The sequence below is a fragment of the Acidovorax sp. FG60 genome, assembly GCF_057808995.1.
Map to the genome: position 1 here is coordinate 14,704 of NZ_JBMDJC010000022.1, position 18,003 is coordinate 32,706.

Here is an 18,003-nt window from a genome sequence, read left to right on the forward strand (position 1 = left end):
TGGCATGGGCCGCAATGGTGCAGTCGGCCATCGCTGGCCAGCCGGTGGACCCCGAGGTGGGCGAACTTCGGCTGGACCGTGCCGAGGATGGCCTCTACCTCAGCGCCACACTGCAATTTGTGCTGCCGGAGCTTGCCGAGGATGCGCTGTACAAGGGCATTCCCATGTTCTTCGTGGCCGAGGCCCAGGTTTTGCGAGACCGCTGGTACTGGTCTGACCGCCAAGTGGCTGAAACCACCCGCTATCTGCGGCTAAGTTACCAGCCGTTGACGCGACGTTGGCGTCTGAACATCTCCCCGGTACCTTTCACCAACAGTGGCCTGGGTGTGGTTTTGGGGCAGAATTTTGACAGTTATGCCGATGCGTTGTCGGCCATTCAGCGCATTTCGCGATGGAAGATCGCAGAACGCGATGTCATTGAGTCAGACGCCGTCCATACGGTCAATTTCCGGTTCCGGCTTGATATGTCGCAGTTGCCCCGACCCTTCCAGATCGGTGCCGTGGGGCGCTCGGGCTGGAATCTCCTGGTGTCCCGCAGCCAACGCCTGGCTGCAGAGACCGTCGCCAAGTGAGCCCTCCAGAGTCTTCCCAGACGGGAGCTTCCGCGTCGGCCCATGCTGCCGCACGCCAGTCGCGCGCCGTGCGCTGGGCCGTGGGGGTTGGGGCAGCCATCATGTCGGCTATCGGCATGGTGCTGTTGTTCCTGCTCACCCTGGCCACCAACAACCGCGCGCTGTACGAGCGCAACTACGCCTGGCTCTTTGGCGTGAACGTTTTGGTGGCCGTGCTGCTGCTGGCCGTGCTTGTGTGGGTGGCGGTGCGCCTGGGCATGCGCTTGCGCAAAGGGCGCTTTGGCAGTCGACTGCTGGTCAAGCTTGCGGCCATCTTTGCGCTGGTGGGTCTGATGCCGGGGCTGCTGATCTATGTGGTGTCCTACCAGTTTGTCACGCGGTCCATTGAGAGCTGGTTCGATGTGAAAGTGGAGGGCGCTCTTTCAGCGGGGGTGAACCTGGCCCGTGTGTCGCTGGATTCGCTGGCCGCCGACATGGCCTCAAAAGCGCGCAATGCCAGTGCCCAAGTGGCGCAGGTGCCTGATGCCGCGGCTGGTCTGGTGCTGGAGCGCATCCGCGACCAGCTGGGAGCCACCGACGTCGTGCTCTGGAATGCTGCGGGCCAGGCGGTAGCCAGTGCAGGCCAATCGCGCTTTAGCCTGAACCCCGATCGGCCCGGCGTGGCGTTGCTGCGCACCGTGCGGCAGCAGCGCGCCACCGCGCAGATCGAGGGCCTGGACGATATTTCGGACCCTGCCGCAGCACAGAATGCGCGCGTGAAAGTGCTGGCGCTGGTCAGCAGCCCCAGCGTCGGCTTGCTCGTGGAGCCCCGATACCTGCAGGCCACATTGCCCCTGCCGCCTGCGCTGGTGGCCAACGCCATTGCCGTGCAGGAGGCCAACCGCGAATACCAGGAGCGAGCCTTGGCCCGTGGGGGACTGCGGCGCATGTATGTGGGCACGCTTACGCTGAGCCTGTTCCTGGCTGTCTTTGGCGCCGTGTTGCTGGCGGTATTGCTGGGCAACCAGCTGGCCCGCCCGCTGCTGGTGCTGGCCGAGGGGGTGCGCGAGGTGGCGGCTGGCAATCTCAGCCCCAAGGCTGCATTGCAGGGCAAGGATGAGCTGGGTGGACTCACACGCTCTTTTGCACTGATGACCCAGCAGTTGTCTGACGCCCGCCATGCCGTGGAGCAGAGCATGGGCGAAGTCGATGCCGCACGCGCCAACCTGCAGACCATCCTGGACAACCTCACGGCGGGGGTGATCGTGTTGGATGCCCAAGGTTTGATCCGATCGTCCAATCCGGGGGCCACCCGCATCCTGCGGGCACCGATGGCGGCTTATGAGGGGCGACCCCTGTCGGAAGTGCCCGGGCTCGCCGAGTTTGCGGCGTCGGTGCAAGGGCACTTCGACGCTTTCCTGGGCGACCACGAACGCCATGGACTGGACCACTGGCAGCAGCCTTTTGAGCTGCATGCGTCTTCTGGCGGCGTCGGGCAACACGCTACCAGCCTCGTCGCGCGGGGAGCGGAACTGCCCGATTCGGCCAGACTGTTGGTTTTTGACGACATTTCGGAAATTGTTTCCGCCCAGCGCGCGCAGGCTTGGGGTGAGGTGGCGCGGCGCCTGGCGCACGAAATCAAGAACCCGCTCACACCCATCCAGCTGTCTGCGGAGCGGCTGGAAATGAAGCTCTCTGGCAAGCTGCCCGACACTGAACAGGCCATCCTCGCCAAGTCCGTCAAGACCATCGTGGACCAGGTCGATGCGATGAAGCGGCTGGTCAACGAATTCCGCGATTACGCACGCTTGCCTGCTGCAGAACTCCATGCACTGGACCTCAATGCCCTGGTGGCCGACGTGCTCCATCTCTACGGCGAAGAGAACGCCGCCGTGCGCGTAGAAGCCGAGCTGGACCCGCGCTGCCCCTCTATCGCAGGCGATGCGCAGCAGCTGCGGCAGGTTGTGCACAACCTGCTGCAAAACGCGCAAGACGCCACCGAGCAGGCGCGCGCTGGAACCTCGGAGCCCGTGCCCCCGGTACGCATCAGCACGCGCTGGAGTGAGTCCTCGCGCCGCGTGCGGCTCACGGTATCCGACAGTGGTGGGGGCTTTCCTGCGCACATCCTGCAGCGTGCCTTCGAGCCCTACGTCACCACCAAGCCCCGGGGCACCGGCCTGGGTCTGGCCGTGGTCAAAAAGATTGCCGATGAGCACGGTGCGCGCATTGACTTGTCGAATCGGACCGAAGATGGCGTAGTGCGGGGGGCCCAAGTGTCGTTATCATTCGCCCCTGAACCAGCGGTGGCGTCATAACAACACCGCCCCGCAGTACCCCAAGGCGCTTCAACACACATGGCAAACATTCTGGTGGTCGACGATGAGCTCGGCATTCGTGATCTGCTGTCGGAAATCCTGAACGACGAAGGTCACAGCGTAGACCTCGCAGAAAACGCCACCCAGGCGCGCACGGCCCGGGCAGGCAACACCTACGACCTCGTGCTGCTCGACATCTGGATGCCGGACACCGACGGGGTTTCGTTGCTCAAGGAATGGGCCACAGCGGGCGTGCTGACGATGCCCGTGATCATGATGAGTGGCCACGCCACCATCGACACCGCCGTAGAGGCCACCCGGATCGGCGCCTTCTCGTTTCTTGAAAAACCCATCACCCTGCAAAAGCTGCTCAAGGCGGTGGAGCAGGGCCTGGCACGCAACGCTGCCCACCAGTCCGCCCCGGTGGCTGCGGCCCCAGCGCCCGTCCATACCCCGGCCGACCCCACGTTTTCGCAACTGCCTGCTGTGTCGGCCATCATGGCTGGCGTCGAGGCTGGCCCGCACGCGCACCAAGGGTTTGACCTGGACCGCCCCCTGCGCGAAGCGCGCGATGGTTTTGAAAAAGCCTATTTCGAATTCCACTTGGCCCGCGAAGGCGGTTCCATGACGCGCGTGGCCGAAAAGACGGGCCTTGAGCGCACGCACCTTTATCGCAAGCTGCGCCAGCTAGGGGTCGATCTCGGCCGGGGCAAACGCGGGTAGGCTTGCAAGAAATTATTGGCGGTTTCGCCAAAACGGCCTTTTTTTCTGGTTATAATTTGAGGCTCAGGCCCGGTAGCTCAGTCGGTAGAGCAGAGGATTGAAAATCCTTGTGTCGGTGGTTCGATTCCGCCCCAGGCCACCAAACAAAAGCCCTTGATTTTTGCTAATCAAGGGCTTTTTCCATTCTGCATGCGGTGTCCACGGCGCTGGGTCGTGCCTCGGAGGGGCTTTGGACGGGTCTCCTGTCGCGCCACCAAGCTGCCCAGAGCATTCTTCTCGCCGCAGCGCCGCATCCGATGTTTGCGTTCACCGAGGCTGTGGCCGGTGTGCGTTGAACACTTCCTCATCGCTTCGACACTTCACCCATGCCCCTCCTGAAGGACACCACCCTCGGTATCGACTTTGGCACTTCCAACTCCGCGATGGCCGTGCGCCAGGGGGCGGGGTTGGCGCGGATGATTGCGCTGGAAGGGAGTGCGCACACACTGCCCACCGCACTGTTCTTCAACGCAGAGGATCACCGCACGCACTTTGGTCGCGATGCCGTGGGCCAGTATCTGGCAGGCACCGAGGGGCGCCTGATGCGGTCTCTCAAGAGCCTGCTCGGCAGTGCGCTGCTGCAGGACAAGACGGCGGTGCACAACAAGATGGTGAGCTACCAGGACATCATCAGCCTCTTCTTGCGCATGTTGGTGCAAAAGGCGCGCGATGAACTGGGCGGCATGCCTGCCCGGGTGGTGATGGGGCGGCCGGTGCATTTTGTGGATGGGGATGCCGACCGCGATCAGCAGGCGGAAGATGCGTTGCGCCAGGCTGCGCTGGATGCGGGGTTTGCCGAGGTGTCGTTCCAGCTGGAGCCGATTGCCGCAGCGCTGGACTACGAACAGCGCATCGCGCACGAGTCGCTGGTGCTGGTGGTGGACATTGGAGGGGGTACCTCGGACTTTACAGTGGTGCGGTTGGGGCCGGAGCGCATGGCGCGCGCCGAGCGCGGCAGCGATGTGCTGGCCACCACCGGCGTCCACGTGGGTGGAACCGACTTTGACCGGCGGCTGAGCCTGGACCTGTTGATGCCCTTGCTCGGGTTTCGGCACACCGGGCCCACGGGGCGCGAGGTGCCCAGCCGGGTGTTTTTTGACCTGTCCACCTGGCACCTGATCCAGTGGCTGTACTCGCCGCGTGCACTGCGCGATGCGCAGAACCTGCGCACCGACTATTCCGATGCGCGGCTGCACGCGCGGCTCATGCGGGTGCTGCACGAGCGCCTGGGGCACCGCATGGCCAACACGGTGGAGCAGGCCAAGATCGCCGCGTCGCTGGCCGATGCCGACGCGCCCATGCCGCTGGACTGGATCGAGGCAGGGCTGGGCGCCGCCGTCACGCCCGAGGGGCTGGCGCAGTTCCTGTTGCAGCCCCTCGAACAGGTGGTGGCCTGCGCGCAGGAATGTGTGCAGCTGGCGGGCTTGGGTGTGCAGGGGCTGGATGCGATCTATCTCACCGGGGGCTCGTCGGCCCTGCGGCCGCTGCGGCAGGCGCTCAAAGCGGCGTTTCCCGACATTCCCCAGGTGGAAGGCGATTTGTTTGGCGGTGTGGCGGCCGGGTTGGCGGTGTCAGGGCGATAGATCCGGAGGGGGCTGCGGCACCAGGGCCGGTGGTGGATTTGCTGTGGTGGATGAAATGCTATTAAAAATATAGCTATCAGCGCTTCTCCATCAAGCGCTAGGTGCCAATTTGGCCTGAAATTCGAGGTGCTATCAGCTCCCGGCGTCGCCTGCTTCGTCCTCATCTTCACCGCTCGAGCCGCTGCGCTTCCACGCCAGGGCCGTGTCGTACAGCACATTGCGCGATGCACCCGTGATCTCGGCAGCCAGGCGCACGGCGGTTTTCAGCGGCAGCTCCTGCACCAGCAGGCGCAACACCCGCAGGCTGGCGCCATCGTCGCTGGCCACCGCCACCGGGTGCAGCAGCACCACAAACTCGCCGCGCGAGCGCTGGGGTGCGCCGTCCAGCCAAGCTGTCAGCTCCCGGGCGGGCCGCGTGGTCACTTCCTCGAACTGCTTGGTCAGCTCCCGTGCCAGCGTTACCGGACGATCACCCAGCACCGCCAGGGCCTGGGCCAGCTCGTTGATGCGGTGGGGGGCTTCAAGCAGCACCACGCAGCGCGGCTCCGGGGCCAGCTGCTGCGCAATCACCGTGGCGCGTTCGGCGTTCTTCACGGGTAGAAACCCTGCGAACACAAAACCGCCATGTTCAGTGCTGTGGGCCACTGCGCCTGCCACACTCAGCGCTGTGGTGATGCTGCTGGCGCCGGGCAGGGGCACGGCCCGCAGGCCCGCCGCCTGCACGGCGGCCACGAGCCGGGCGCCAGGGTCACTCACTCCGGGCGTGCCAGCGTCACTCACGTAGACCACGCGCTGGCCCAGCTGCAGCCGCTGCACCACGTTCTGCGCGGCTTCGGCCTCGTTGTGCTGGTGCACGGCCAGCAGCTGGGCGGCACCTTTGTCGATGCCGTAGGCGCGCAGCATGGACTGCGTGTGGCGCGTGTCTTCGCAGGCCACGGTGTCGGCCATTTGCAGCACGTGCAGTGCGCGCAGGGTGATGTCGGCCAGGTTGCCGATGGGCGTGGCCACCACGTACAAGGCGCCCTCGGGATAATGTTGCGCAGCCGCCGCTTCGCGCGCGGCGCCCTGGGCTGAAGCGAAAGATGCGCTCAATGAAATTCCTTGGAAAGAGAAAACCGGCGGGGGGCTCTGGCCCGGCTGCCCCCGCCGCCACCACGCGCGAACGCGGCAATGTGGCGGAGGACCAGGCCTTGGCCCATCTGCAGGCGGCTGGCCTGCAATTGGTGGTGCGCAATTATCGGACGCCCGGGCGCGGCGGTGGCGAGATTGACCTAGTGATGCGAGAGCGGGATGGCACGCTGGTGTTTGTGGAGGTGCGCAGCCGGGCGGGCAGCGCGTTCGGCGGCGCGGGGGCCAGCATCGGTGCAGCCAAGCAGCAGCGCATCATTTTTGCGGCCCGGCACTACCTGCTGCGCCTGCCATCGCCGCCGCCCTGCCGCTTTGATGTGGTGCTGGTCGAGGCTTCGGTGCAGTGGCTCAAGGCTGCCTTTGATGCGCAGTGACCCCATCCGTTCCCTGTCCCCCATTCGGGCTCCAAAGCAATGCCAGTGACTACGGTTTGCTACAAAAGCTGTAACACGCGGCGGGTATCATCGAGCCCTCATGCTTGAGCAACGCATCCAACAGCATTTCATCGACAGCGCCGACCTGAAGTACCAGGCCGCGCAGGTTTTGAGCCATCCCATCGCCGCCGCCGTGCAGGCCGTCCTGGCCTGTGTGACCAGCGGCGGCAAGGTGCTGGCCTGTGGCAACGGTCCCTCGGCCGCGGAGGCGCAGCAGTTCGCTGCGTTTTGCGTGGCGGGTTTCGAGCGCGAACGCCCCGAGCTGGCAGCGCTGGCCCTGACCTCCGACAGCACGCTGCTGACGGCCGCCACAGGAGGCAGTCACGACGCCGCCCAGCAGTTTGCCCGCCAGGTGCGTGCGCTGGGCCAGGCCGGTGACGTGCTGCTGGCCCTGTCGGTGTCCGGCAACGACGCCAACCTGCTGGCCGCTGCCGAAGCCGCCCACGAGCGCGACATGACCGTGGTGGTGCTGACCGGCCGCACCGGCGGCAAGCTGGCCGCCATGCTGCGCGAAACCGACGTGTTGATCAGCGTGCCCCACGACCGCGCAGCGCGCGTGCGCGAAGTCCATGCCCTGGTGCTGCATTGCCTGAGCGATGGTGTGGACGCCCAGTTACTTGGTGAACAGGAGAATCCGCTATGAAGCAAACAACCATGAACCGTACCCAGCGCACGGTGTGCACCGTGCTGGCCGCTGCCGCCCTCGCTGCAGGCCTGTCGGCCTGCGCGCCGCTGATCGTCGGGGGCGCCGTGGTGGGTGGCGTGATGGCCGTGGACCGCCGCACGGCGGGCACCCAGATCGAGGATGAAGGCATCGAACTGCGCGCGGCCAACCGTATCCGCGAGACGTTTGGCGACCGCGTGCACGTGAACGTGACGAGCTACAACCGCCAGGCCCTGCTGACGGGCGAAGTCCCCAATGCGCAGGAGCGCCAGGCCGTCGAGCAATTGGTGTCGCAGGTGGAGAACGTGCGCTCGGTGGTGAACGACCTGACCATCACCACCTTCTCCAGCACCCTGAGCCAGCGTTCCAACGACACCTTCATCACCGGCAAGGTCCGCGCCAGCCTGGTGGACGCGCAGGACATCTCGGCCAATTCCTTCAAGGTGGTGACCGAGCGCAACGTTGTCTACCTGATGGGCCGTGTGTCGCAGCGCGAAGCCAACCGCGCCACCGAGATTGCGCGCGGGGTGAGCGGCGTGAGCAAGGTGGTGCGTGTGTTCGAGATTGTCTCGGAAGAAGAACTGCGCCGCATCGCTCCGCAGCCTGCACCCGTCACCACGGATGACACCAAGCCCTCTGGGGGCTGAAGGCCGTTTAGCAGGCTTGGCGGCCAGCACAGCCAACCACCCGTGCAGCAAAAATCCCGGCCCGCATCCTGCGGCCCGGGATTTTTTCTTGGGGATTTTGCCCCGCGCGCTGCGGCGTGAAACCGGCGCTGCACAAGCCAGCGCGCCCGTGGAACCGGCTTTGCCGGGCCACCGGGTGCGTCCCCCCTCAGGGGGGAAGGCGCGAAGCGACTCAGGGGGGAGCCTATTTCAACCGCTGGATGAGGGACGATGTATCCCAGCGGTTGCCTCCCATTTTCTGCACATCGGCATAAAACTGGTCCACCAGGGCCGTCACCGGCACGCGTGAACCGTTGCGCTTGGCCTCATCGAGCACCAGGCCCAGGTCCTTGCGCATCCAGTCCACGGCAAAGCCAAAGTCGAACATGCCGTCCACCATGGTCTTGCCACGGTTGTCCATCTGCCAGCTTTGGGCGGCGCCTTTGCCGATCACGTCGAGGACCTGTTTCATGTCCAGCCCCGCGTTCTGGCCAAAGGCCACGGCCTCGGACAGGGCCTGCACCAGCCCGGCAATACAGATCTGGTTGACCATCTTGGCCAATTGGCCCGAGCCACTGGCACCCAGCAGCGTAAAGGCACGCGAGAACGCCATGGCCACGGGTTGGGCTGCCTCGAAGGCTGCGGCATCGCCGCCGCACATCACGGTGAGCAGGCCGTTCTGCGCGCCGGCCTGGCCGCCCGACACGGGGGCATCCACAAACTGCAGGCCCAACGCCTGGGCGGCGGCGTACAGCTCGCGCGCCACCTCGGCCGATGCCGTGGTGTGGTCCACAAAAATCGCACCCGGCTTCATGCCCGCAAAGGCGCCGTCCGCACCCAGCGTCACAGAGCGCAGGTCATCGTCGTTGCCCACGCAGCAAAACACGATGTCCGCGCCCGCGGCGGCTTCGCGCGGCGTTGCAGCATGTTTTGGCGCCTTGGCGCTTGCATACTCTGCGCACCAAGCTATTGATTTGGTAGCGGTCCGGTTGTAAACCGTCACCTCATGCCCGGCCAGCGCAAGGTGTCCGGCCATCGGGTAGCCCATCACACCCAAGCCCAGAAAGGCGACCTTGCGGGAAGGGGTGGCGTCGTAGTTGCGGGGGTTGGTGCTTGGCATGGAAATGGTTCTTGTGAGAAAAGGACGCCATGTCGACGGCGTTTGAAACTGGCGCGGCCTGGGCCAGCGGACGCCGTGGGACTGGCTTTGCCAGGCCACTGGCGTCGTCCCCCTTCCCGCGCGCCGCGCGAGAGAAGGGGGAAGCGGCGCAGCCGCTCAGGGGGTTGTCACACGATCGCGAAATGCTCGGTACCCGAAGCCAGGTCTGGCGACTTGGCGCGCTGGCTGTTGAGCTTGATCTGCAGGCGCAGGTCATTGAGCGAGTCGGCGTTGCGCAGCGCGTCTTCGTAGCTGATCACGTGTGCCTCGTACAGGTCGAACAGCGCCTGGTCAAAGGTCTGCATGCCCAGGTTGCGGCTCTTTTTCATGATCTCCTTGATCTCGGAGACATCGCCCTTGAAGATCAGGTCGGAGATCAGCGGCGTGTTCAGCATGATCTCCACCGCAGCCGCACGGCCCTTGCCGTCCTGCTTGGGGATCAGGCGCTGCGAGACCATGGCGCGCAGGTTCAGCGACAAATCCATCAGCAGCTGCGCGCGGCGCTCTTCAGGGAAGAAGTTGATGATACGGTCCAGCGCCTGGTTGGCGCTGTTGGCGTGCAGCGTGGCCAGGCACAGGTGGCCGGTTTCGGCAAAGGCCACGGCATGTTCCATGGTCTCGCGGTCGCGGATTTCGCCCATCAGGATCACGTCGGGCGCCTGGCGCAGCGTGTTCTTGAGGGCCGCTTCCCAACTGTCGGTATCCAGCCCCACTTCGCGCTGCGTGACCACGCAGTTCTTGTGCGGGTGCACGAATTCCACCGGGTCTTCCACCGTGATGATGTGGCCGAACGAGTTCTCGTTGCGCCAGTCCACCATGGCGGCCAGCGTGGTCGATTTGCCCGAGCCCGTGGCACCCACCAGGATGCACAGGCCGCGCTTGGTCATCGTCACTTCCTTGAGCACCTGCGGCACGCCCAGGCCGTCGATGGTGGGCAGCGTGAGCGGAATCGTCCGCATCACCATGCCCACGTGTCCTTGCTGGATGAAGGCGTTGACGCGAAAGCGGCCGATGCCGGAGGGCGAGATGGCGAAGTTGCACTCCTTGGTGCGTTCAAAGTCGGCCACCTGCTTGTCGCTCATGATGGCGCGCGCCAGCGTGAGCGTGTGGTTGGGGGAGAGGGGCTGGGGCGACACCTTGGTCACCTTGCCATCCACCTTGATGGCGGGTGGAAAGTCTGCGGTGATGAACAAGTCGCTGCCGTTGCGGCCCACCATCAACTTGAGCAGGTCATTGATGAATTTACTGGCCTGATCGCGTTCCATCAGAAGTTCTCCCGGGGCTGTTCGTCGGCTGGACGATCATTGATCTTGTCGTGGCGCATCATTACTTGTGGTTGTCGCTCAGGCGCGCACTCACCACACGCAGGCGCAGCGACAGCTTGCGGGCCAGCAGTGCAATCAGGCTGGCTGCAAGCTGCGGGTCCTTGGTCATCATGTCGTCCATGGCTTCGGCGCTCAGCACGGCGATCTCGCAGTCAGTGAGCGTGGTGCAGGCCGAAAAGCGGATGCCACTGTCGAGCAGCGACATCTCGCCCAGGATGTCACCGGGCCGCGTCTCGGCCAGGCGCAATTGCTCGCCCCAGGGCTGCACACGGTCCACGGCGATGGTGCCCGTGAGCAGCACCACCATGAAATTGCCGTACTCGTCCTGGCGGATCACATCGCGGTTGGACGGGATGGCCGCAAATTCGAAGAAGCGCTCCATGCGCTCCACGGCGTCCTTGTCCAGGTGCGCCATGTATTTGTCTTTGGCCCACAGACCTTGCAGCAGCTTGCCGCCTCGGCTGGTGGGCAGGCGTTTGGCGCCTACTTCCACGGCACGTGCCTCCCAGGGCACCAGCATCGAATCGTCTACGCCCTGGCCTGCAAAGGCCGTGGAGAACAGCACGGAATCCGTGTGGTCTTCCGCAGGCTTGCCGCCCCGGGTTTTCATTTTCAGAAGGCTCAGAATGCCTTTCATATCGGGCTCCGGTATGCGGCGCCTGCAGGGGCCGCAAAGTCGTTCATGGGTGTGTGCTGCGGGGGGCTCAGCCAGGGAAGTTCTCGGGGATCTTGGCCTTGCTGCGGGCCTCGGCCGGGCTGATGATGTTGCGGCGCACGAGGTCGGTGAGGTTCTGGTCCAGCGTCTGCATACCCACGCTGTTGCTGGTTTGGATGGTGGAGTACATCTGCGCCACCTTGGCCTCGCGAATCAGGTTGCGGATGGCGCTGGTGCCCAGCATGATCTCGTGCGCGGCCACGCGGCCCGAGCCATCCTTGGTCTTGCACAGTGTCTGCGAGATCACGGCCTGCAGCGACTCGGACAACATCGCACGGACCATTTCCTTTTCTTCGGCGGGGAACACGTCGATGATCCGGTCAATCGTCTTGGCAGCGCTGGAGGTGTGCAGTGTGCCAAACACCAAGTGGCCCGTTTCCGCCGCCGTCATGGCCAGGCGGATGGTTTCGAGGTCGCGCATTTCACCCACCAGAATGGCGTCCGGGTCTTCGCGCAGTGCGGACTTCAGCGCGGCGGCGAACGACAGCGTCATCGGCCCCACTTCGCGCTGGTTGATCAGGCACTTCTTGGATTCGTGCACGAACTCGATCGGGTCTTCCACCGTGAGGATGTGGCCGTATTCGGTTTCGTTAAGGTAGTTGACCATGGCGGCCAGCGTGGTGGATTTGCCCGAGCCCGTAGGTCCGGTCACCAGCACCAGGCCGCGCGGCTTGAGGGCCAGGTCGCCGAAGATCTTGGGTGCGTTGAGCTGCTCCAGCGTCAGGATCTTGCTTGGAATGGTCCGGAACACGGCGGCGGCGCCCCGGTTCTGGTTGAAGGCGTTGACGCGAAAACGTGCCAGGCCTTCGATTTCAAACGAGAAGTCGACTTCCAGAAACTCTTCATACGTCTTGCGCTGCGCGTCGCTCATGATGTCGTACACCATGGCATGCACCGTCTTGTGGTCCAGCGCATCGACGTTGATGCGCCGCACATCGCCGTGGACCCGGATCATGGGCGGCAGGCCTGCGGAGAGGTGCAGGTCGGAGGCCTTGTTCTTGACGCTGAACGCGAGCAGTTGGGTAATGTCCACGGAATCCCTCTATCGTTTGGTACGCTTGCCAAACATTATGACCACGATTGCTAACAACCTCCAACAGGTTCTGGGCAGGATGGCGCAGGCGTGCAAAGCCGCCGGGCGCGATCCGGCCAGCGTTTCCTTGCTGGCCGTTTCCAAGACCTTTGGCGCCGATGCGGTGCTGGAGGCCGTGGCCGCCGGCCAGCGCGACTTCGGCGAAAACTACATCCAGGAAGGCGTGGACAAGATTGCGGCTGTGCGCGCTGCCTTGCCCGATGTGGCGCTGCAGTGGCACTGCATAGGCCCCATTCAGAGCAACAAGACCCGCCTGGTGGCCGAGCACTTTGATTGGGTGCATACGGTGGACCGGCTCAAGATCGCCGAGCGCCTGTCGGCCCAGCGGCCCGATCACCTGCCGCCGCTGCAGATATGTATCCAGGTCAATATCGATGGAGGCCCCACCAAGTCGGGTGTGGCTCCTGCCGAAACGCTGGAGTTGGTGCGGGCTGTCGCAAAACTGCCACGGCTGGTGGTGCGGGGGCTCATGAGCATTCCGGACCATGCTCCTGAATTTGAAGCGCAACTGGCAATCCACACCAGCGCCAAGAGGCTTTTTGACCAAATATCTGCCTTGGGCGGACCGGGCCTGGGGAAGTTCGACACCCTGTCCCTGGGCATGACGGCCGACCTGGAGGCAGCCATTCAGGCAGGCAGCACGCTGGTGCGCGTGGGCACCGGTGTGTTTGGTGGACGGATCTACCCCGCCGCCTGAACGGGTTCAGCCCGGCAGCGTGAAGCGCGCCACGCAATCCAGCGCTGCCGTCACGTCCGCTTCGCTCACATCCAGGTGCGCCACCCAGCGCAGCCGGGTGGCGCCGCCATACAGGCTGCTGGTCACGCGCACGCCGTGCTGCGCCAGCCAGGCGGTGAACGCGGGGGCCACCTCTGCATGCAGGTCGGTGAAGAGGATGTTGGTCTGCCACGGCAGCACGGTGAGCTTGCCCTGCAGCACGGGGTGGCTGCGGTTGGCTTCGGCCAGCCCTTGGGCCAGCCGGTCCAGGCGGGCGTGGTCTTCCGCCAGGCGCCGCACATGGTGCTGAAGCGCGTAGTGGCCGGCAGCCGCCAGGACACCCGCCTGCCGCATGCCACCACCCAAAATCTTGCGGGTGCGGCGCGCCTGCCGGATGAAGTCGCGCGAGCCCAGCACCAGCGAGCCCACAGGCGCGCCCAGGCCCTTGCTCAGGCACAGCGATGTGGAATCAAAGTGGCTGCACAGCGCGCGCGCTTCCGCATACACATCGGTGCCGTTGCGCGCGGCATTGGCCGTGGCAGCGTTGAACATGCGTGCGCCGTCCAGGTGCATTGCCAGCCCCCGGCTGCGCGCCAGCTGTGCCACCTCGGCGATGTAGGCGGGGGGCAACACCTGGCCGCCGGTCGTGTTCTCCAGCACCACCAGGCGGGTGCGGGCAAAGTGCGGGTCGTCGGGCTTGATCGCGGCGGCGATGTCGGCCAGACGCAGGGTGCCGTCAGGCTGCGTTTCCACGGGCTGGGGCTGGATGGAGCCCAGCACCGCCATGCCGCCCGCCTCCCAGCGGTAGGTGTGCCAGCTCTGGCCCACGATGGCCTCGTCGCCGCGCTGGCAGTGGCCCCACAGCGCAATCAGGTTGGTCTGCGTGCCCGAGGGGGCGAACAGCGCGGCCTCGAAACCCAGCAGCTCGGCAGCATGGTCCTGCAGTGCGTTCACCGAGGGGTCGTCGGCAAACACATCGTCGCCCAGCGGCGCCTTGAACATGGCCTCGCGCATGGCGGGCGTGGGCTGGGTGACGGTGTCGCTGCGAAAGTCGGGCATGGGCGCGGTCCTTGTGGGTCGGGTCAATGAATGCAATGACCGGCCATGGTAGCGGCGGCCTGTGGCGGTTGCCGCTGTGGGGATTTCGGCGCCCTTCGGCGCCGTGGCATCAAGGCCGCGTCATCTTGCACTCGGTGCCTTGGGCTATTTCATTGCCGGTGTAGGCCGCATCGGTGCGAAAGCCATAGTTGGTGCCTTCCCAGCCCACCTTCACGGCCTTGCCGTCCACCGGCGCGATGGTGTTGACCACCTGGGGCAGCAGCAGCTGGTGGTCTTCGCCGCGCATGCGCACGGGGCCCACCACCGAGTCGAGCGTCAGGTCTTCCAGCGCACGGGCCACCTTCACCGGGTCGGTGGACTGGGCCTTGTTGATGGCGGCGGCGAGGAAGCGCGGCGTCATCTCGATGCGTGGCGCAAGGAAGTCCTTGCCCGTCTTGGCCTTGTAGGTCTTGGCCAGTGCGTCCACCTTGGGGGTGTCGGCCTGGCCGGGGTGCCATTCGGCCACCCAGGTCAGCTGGCCCTGCTTGGCCTGCGACACCGCCAGCACCGTGCCGGGGATGGAGCCCGCGCTGTGGTTGAAGTAGCGCAGGTTGTAGCCCGCGTCACCCGCCGCCTTGAGCAGCAGGGTCATATCCTGCCCCCAGTTGCCGGTGATGACCGAGTCGGCCTCCGTGCTCTTGACCTTGGCGAGGTAGGGCGCAAAGTCCTTCACGCGCCCGATGGGGTGCAGCGCCTCGCCCACAAACTGGATGTCGGGCCGCGCCAGGCCCACCATCTCGCGGCCGTAGTGCGCCCACTGCTTGCCATGGGCGTAGTCCTGGTTCAGCAGGTACACCTTCTTGATGTCCGGCTGCTTCTTGATGTAGTTGGCAATGGCCTTCATCTTCATGGCCGTGTTGGCCTCGAACTGGAAGTGCCAGAAGTTGCAGGCCTTGCCCGTGAGTTCGGGGTCGATGGAGGAGTGGTTCAGCACCAGGATCTCCTTGCCCGGATTGCGCTGGTTGTGGCGCGCTGCCGCTTGCACCAGTGCTGTGACCACGGAAGAGCCCGAGCCGCCCGTCACGATGGCCTTGGCCCCCTGGTCAATGGCGGCCTGCAGCGCGCTCTGGCTCTCTTGCGCCGAGAGCTTGCTGTCGAACTGCAGCAGCTGCAGCTTGGTGCCCTTGAGTACGCCGCCCTTGGCGTTGATGTCCTCGATGGCGTACTGTGTGTGGGTGAGCATCAGCTCACCCACGTTGGCGAACGGGCCCGACAGCGGATCGATGTAGGCGACCTTGAAGGTCTCCTGCGCGCTGGCGGCCGTGCCGATGAGTAGTGCCGCCGCAGCGGCCAGGGGGGTGAGGAACACGGTTTTCATGGGTTTTGTCTCCGGTGGTTGTTGTGCTTGGTGTAGGGGTGCTGCGATGCGCGTCAGGCTGGGTTGCGCTTGCGGGTTCGCCGCAGCCCCAGCACACGCCAGGCCAGCTGCGCCAGCTCCTGCGCCACCTCGTCTTGCGACAGGCGGCCGTCAGGGCGGTACCAGTTGTAGAGAAAGCCGGGCAGGCTGCAGGCGGCCAGGGCGGTGATCTTGGTGTCGTTGAACTCGAACATGCCGTCCTGGCGGCCCTGTTCGAGCAGTGCACACAGCCGGTCGTAGAAGTGGTTCGCCAAATCCTTCTGCGCCGCCAGGTACTCGGGCCGGTACACCTGCGGCTCGCGGTACGGGAAGAAGGCCGAGGGGTGGTGCTCCAGCGTGGCGCGGATCAGCCGCTCGATGCCTTCCGTCACCTTCACATGGGCAGGCCGGTCATCGTCCGCCGCAAAGTCCATCGCAGTGAAACACGCCACGGCAGGCGCCCAAGACAGCGTCTCGAAGATCTCCTGCTTGTTGCGGAAGTAGTAGTACACAAAGGGCTTGGTCACGCCCAGCTGCTGCACGATCTGCTCGATGGTGGTGTTGGCGTAGCCCTGCGCATCGAACAGCGCCTCGGCCGCGCGCAAGATGCGTTCGCGCTTCTCGTCCGACCCGGCCGTGGCGGCCTTCTGGCGGCCGCTGGCCTGCACGGGGGGCTGCTGGTTCATCGGTGTCCTTTGCGCGACGTTGAAGTTATACCCATGGGTAGCATTGTTCTACCGAGCGGTATATATTGGCAAGACGCTGGCGGGTGTGAGCACCTAGCAAAAACCCCAAGAACCAGCGATTCCAGACACCTTGGAGACAACGCCATGCCTTCTGCCGCACCGCAGCTGCCGCTGCACGAACACCTGCGCCGCCACGCGCGCGAAACGCCCGACCGCATCGCCTACCTCTGGTACGGCCAGCCCCTCACGTGGGCGCAGCTTGATGCGGCCAGTGATGCATTTGCCGCGCGCCTGCAGGCGCTGGGTGTGGCCAAGGGCGAGCCCGTGGCACTGTTCATGAATAACTGCCCCCAGTACGTGATGGCGCACTACGGCATCCAGAAGATCGGCGCCATCGTCTGTCCTTGCGGGCCGCTGAACAAGGAGCATGAGCTGGAGTACCAGCTCACCGACCTGCAGGCGCGCGTGATCGTCGCGGCCGATGTGCTGCTGCCCGTGGTGGACAAGGTGCGCGCCAAGACCGCGCTGCAGCAGGTGTTTGTGGTGCGCTATGCCGAGCTGCTGCCCGAGGGCTCGCCCAGCATCGACGTACCCGCCGAGCTGCTGGCCATGCGCGCCGCCTTGGCGCCGGTGCCTGCGGGCTGCGAAGACTTCCTGGCCGCCACCCGAACCGGTGCGCGGCCTGCGCCCGTGGCGCTGTCGATGGATGACATCTCGCTCATGACCTACACCTCGGGCACCACCGGGTTACCGAAGGGCGCGATGCTGAGCTACGGCAACGCCACGTTCAAGACCGCTGCATCGGCGGACTGCAATGGCATGACACCGCACGAAACGCTGCTGGCCGTGGCACCGCTGTACCACATCGCCGGCATGGTGATGGGCGTGAACCTGCCGGTCTACACCGGCGCCACGGCCGTGCTGCTGTACCGTTTTGACCCGCTGGGCGTGGCCCAGGCGCTGGAGCGCCACCGCGTGACCTGGTGGTACAGCATCGCGCCCATGAACGGCGCGCTCATGCAGGTGCCCGGCGCACGCGAGATGGACTGGAGCGCGCTGCGCCGCAACCCGGTCACCAGCTTCGGCATCACCTTCACCGAGGCGCTGGCCCAGCAGTGGCAGCAGTTCGCACCCAACTGCATTGCGCACGAGGCGGCCTATGGCCTGTCGGAAACCCACACGGTGGACACCGCCATGCCGGTGGACGCGATCCGCTGGGGCACCCAGGGCAAGCCCGTGCCGGGCAACACCCTGCGCATCGTCGACCCCGACACCGGTGCGCCGCTGGCCGTTGGCGAGGTGGGCGAGATCACCATACACGGCCCCGGCAACTTCAAGGGCTACTGGAACAAGCCCGAGGCCACGGCCAAGACCCTGCGGGACGGCTGGGTCTACACCGGCGACATGGGCAAGATCGATGCGGACGGCTATCTCACCTTCATCGGCCGTTTCAAGGAAATGATCAAGGTTTCGGGCTACAGCGTGTTCCCCGAAGAGGTCGAGACCCTGCTCATCAAACACCCTGCCGTGGCACAGGCCGCCGTGATTGGCGTGCCCGATGCAGAAAAGGGCGAGGTGGTGCGCGCCTTCATCGTCAAGAAGCCCGGCCAGGATGTGGACGCCGCCGGCCTGGTGGCCTGGTGCCGCGAGAACATGGCGCCCTACAAAGCCCCGCGCGAGGTGCGTTTCATCGACGCACTGCCCGCCACCGGCGCTGGCAAAGTGCTGCGCCGCCTGCTTCGGGATATTGCGTGATTGAATGAGAAATTGGCTG

At 65.2% G+C, this 18,003-nt stretch carries 17 protein-coding genes and 1 tRNA gene; 10 read left to right on the top strand and 8 right to left on the bottom strand.

Going from position 1 to position 18,003, the window contains the following annotated elements; genetic code table 11:
• Positions 1 to 14 precede the first annotated feature (14 nt).
• The 5 genes from ACODS0_RS23465 to ACODS0_RS23485 all read left to right on the top strand — a co-directional run bounded on the left by ACODS0_RS23465 (position 15) and on the right by ACODS0_RS23485 (position 5,211).
• A complete protein-coding gene (locus tag ACODS0_RS23465; RefSeq protein WP_055398521.1) occupies positions 15 to 572 on the top strand; it encodes a DUF4390 domain-containing protein in 558 nt (185 codons plus the stop codon).
• On the top strand, positions 569 to 2,866 hold the full coding sequence (locus tag ACODS0_RS23470; RefSeq protein ID WP_488837479.1) for a sensor histidine kinase: 2,298 nt from the start codon (positions 569 to 571) through the stop codon (positions 2,864 to 2,866). Before ACODS0_RS23465 ends, ACODS0_RS23470 begins: the two co-directional genes overlap by 4 nt.
• A 39-nt stretch (positions 2,867 to 2,905) precedes the next feature.
• Entirely contained in the window at positions 2,906 to 3,589 is a 684-nt protein-coding gene (locus tag ACODS0_RS23475) for a response regulator (RefSeq protein WP_121422031.1), read from the top strand.
• Positions 3,590 to 3,655: 66 nt separating this feature from the next.
• Positions 3,656 to 3,731, top strand: a tRNA-Phe gene (locus ACODS0_RS23480).
• A gap of 223 nt (positions 3,732 to 3,954) precedes the next feature.
• Complete coding sequence (locus ACODS0_RS23485; protein ID WP_488837481.1) at positions 3,955 to 5,211, top strand: Hsp70 family protein; 1,257 nt, start codon at positions 3,955 to 3,957, stop codon at positions 5,209 to 5,211.
• 132 nt (positions 5,212 to 5,343) lie between these two features.
• Here the strand turns inward: ACODS0_RS23485 and rsmI are convergent, their stop codons facing one another.
• Entirely contained in the window at positions 5,344 to 6,303 is a 960-nt protein-coding gene (rsmI, locus tag ACODS0_RS23490; RefSeq protein ID WP_488837483.1) for a 16S rRNA (cytidine(1402)-2'-O)-methyltransferase, read from the bottom strand.
• On the opposite strand from rsmI, the gene ACODS0_RS23495 reads away from it, so the two are divergent.
• The 3 genes from ACODS0_RS23495 to ACODS0_RS23505 all read left to right on the top strand — a co-directional run bounded on the left by ACODS0_RS23495 (position 6,303) and on the right by ACODS0_RS23505 (position 8,084).
• Positions 6,303 to 6,713, top strand: coding sequence for a YraN family protein (locus ACODS0_RS23495; protein ID WP_488837485.1), 411 nt, complete (start codon positions 6,303 to 6,305; stop codon positions 6,711 to 6,713). The genes rsmI and ACODS0_RS23495 overlap by 1 nt on opposite strands.
• A gap of 100 nt (positions 6,714 to 6,813) precedes the next feature.
• Entirely contained in the window at positions 6,814 to 7,416 is a 603-nt protein-coding gene (locus ACODS0_RS23500; RefSeq protein ID WP_121422035.1) for an SIS domain-containing protein, read from the top strand.
• Positions 7,413 to 8,084: a BON domain-containing protein gene (locus ACODS0_RS23505; RefSeq protein WP_055398400.1), complete on the top strand. Its 672-nt coding sequence runs from the start codon at positions 7,413 to 7,415 to the stop codon at positions 8,082 to 8,084. Before ACODS0_RS23500 ends, ACODS0_RS23505 begins: the two co-directional genes overlap by 4 nt.
• A 223-nt stretch (positions 8,085 to 8,307) precedes the next feature.
• On the opposite strand, the gene ACODS0_RS23510 is transcribed toward ACODS0_RS23505, so the two are convergent.
• From ACODS0_RS23510 to ACODS0_RS23525, 4 genes are all read right to left on the bottom strand, one after another.
• The gene (locus ACODS0_RS23510) at positions 8,308 to 9,222 is read right to left on the bottom strand and encodes an NAD(P)-dependent oxidoreductase (protein WP_488837488.1); all 915 of its coding nucleotides are present in this window, start codon (positions 9,220 to 9,222) and stop codon (positions 8,308 to 8,310) included.
• A 167-nt stretch (positions 9,223 to 9,389) separates the two neighbouring features.
• Positions 9,390 to 10,526, bottom strand: coding sequence for a PilT/PilU family type 4a pilus ATPase (locus ACODS0_RS23515; protein ID WP_121422036.1), 1,137 nt, complete (start codon positions 10,524 to 10,526; stop codon positions 9,390 to 9,392).
• Positions 10,527 to 10,587: 61 nt separating this feature from the next.
• Positions 10,588 to 11,223 carry a Crp/Fnr family transcriptional regulator gene (locus ACODS0_RS23520; RefSeq protein WP_055398403.1) on the bottom strand — a complete coding sequence of 212 codons (636 nt, stop codon included), beginning with the start codon at positions 11,221 to 11,223 and terminating at the stop codon, positions 10,588 to 10,590.
• A gap of 67 nt (positions 11,224 to 11,290) precedes the next feature.
• Complete coding sequence (locus ACODS0_RS23525) at positions 11,291 to 12,334, bottom strand: type IV pilus twitching motility protein PilT (RefSeq protein ID WP_055398404.1); 1,044 nt, start codon at positions 12,332 to 12,334, stop codon at positions 11,291 to 11,293.
• A 37-nt stretch (positions 12,335 to 12,371) separates the two neighbouring features.
• Here ACODS0_RS23525 and ACODS0_RS23530 point away from each other — a divergent pair, with 37 nt between their 5' ends.
• Positions 12,372 to 13,091 (top strand): YggS family pyridoxal phosphate-dependent enzyme, encoded by a 720-nt coding sequence (locus ACODS0_RS23530; protein WP_488837490.1) that lies wholly within the window; start codon positions 12,372 to 12,374, stop codon positions 13,089 to 13,091.
• A gap of 6 nt (positions 13,092 to 13,097) precedes the next feature.
• Here the strand turns inward: ACODS0_RS23530 and ltaE are convergent, their stop codons facing one another.
• The 3 genes from ltaE to ACODS0_RS23545 form a co-directional block, all read right to left on the bottom strand.
• On the bottom strand, positions 13,098 to 14,168 hold the full coding sequence (gene ltaE / locus ACODS0_RS23535; protein ID WP_488837492.1) for a low-specificity L-threonine aldolase: 1,071 nt from the start codon (positions 14,166 to 14,168) through the stop codon (positions 13,098 to 13,100).
• Positions 14,169 to 14,277: 109 nt separating this feature from the next.
• Positions 14,278 to 15,525, bottom strand: a complete 1,248-nt coding sequence (locus ACODS0_RS23540) for a branched-chain amino acid ABC transporter substrate-binding protein (RefSeq protein ID WP_056745814.1) — start codon at positions 15,523 to 15,525, stop codon at positions 14,278 to 14,280.
• A 53-nt stretch (positions 15,526 to 15,578) separates the two neighbouring features.
• Positions 15,579 to 16,229 (bottom strand): TetR/AcrR family transcriptional regulator, encoded by a 651-nt coding sequence (locus ACODS0_RS23545; RefSeq protein ID WP_121941770.1) that lies wholly within the window; start codon positions 16,227 to 16,229, stop codon positions 15,579 to 15,581.
• 144 nt (positions 16,230 to 16,373) lie between these two features.
• Here ACODS0_RS23545 and ACODS0_RS23550 point away from each other — a divergent pair, with 144 nt between their 5' ends.
• Positions 16,374 to 17,984 carry an AMP-binding protein gene (locus ACODS0_RS23550; protein ID WP_488837495.1) on the top strand — a complete coding sequence of 537 codons (1,611 nt, stop codon included), beginning with the start codon at positions 16,374 to 16,376 and terminating at the stop codon, positions 17,982 to 17,984.
• Positions 17,985 to 18,003: the final 19 nt, after the last annotated feature.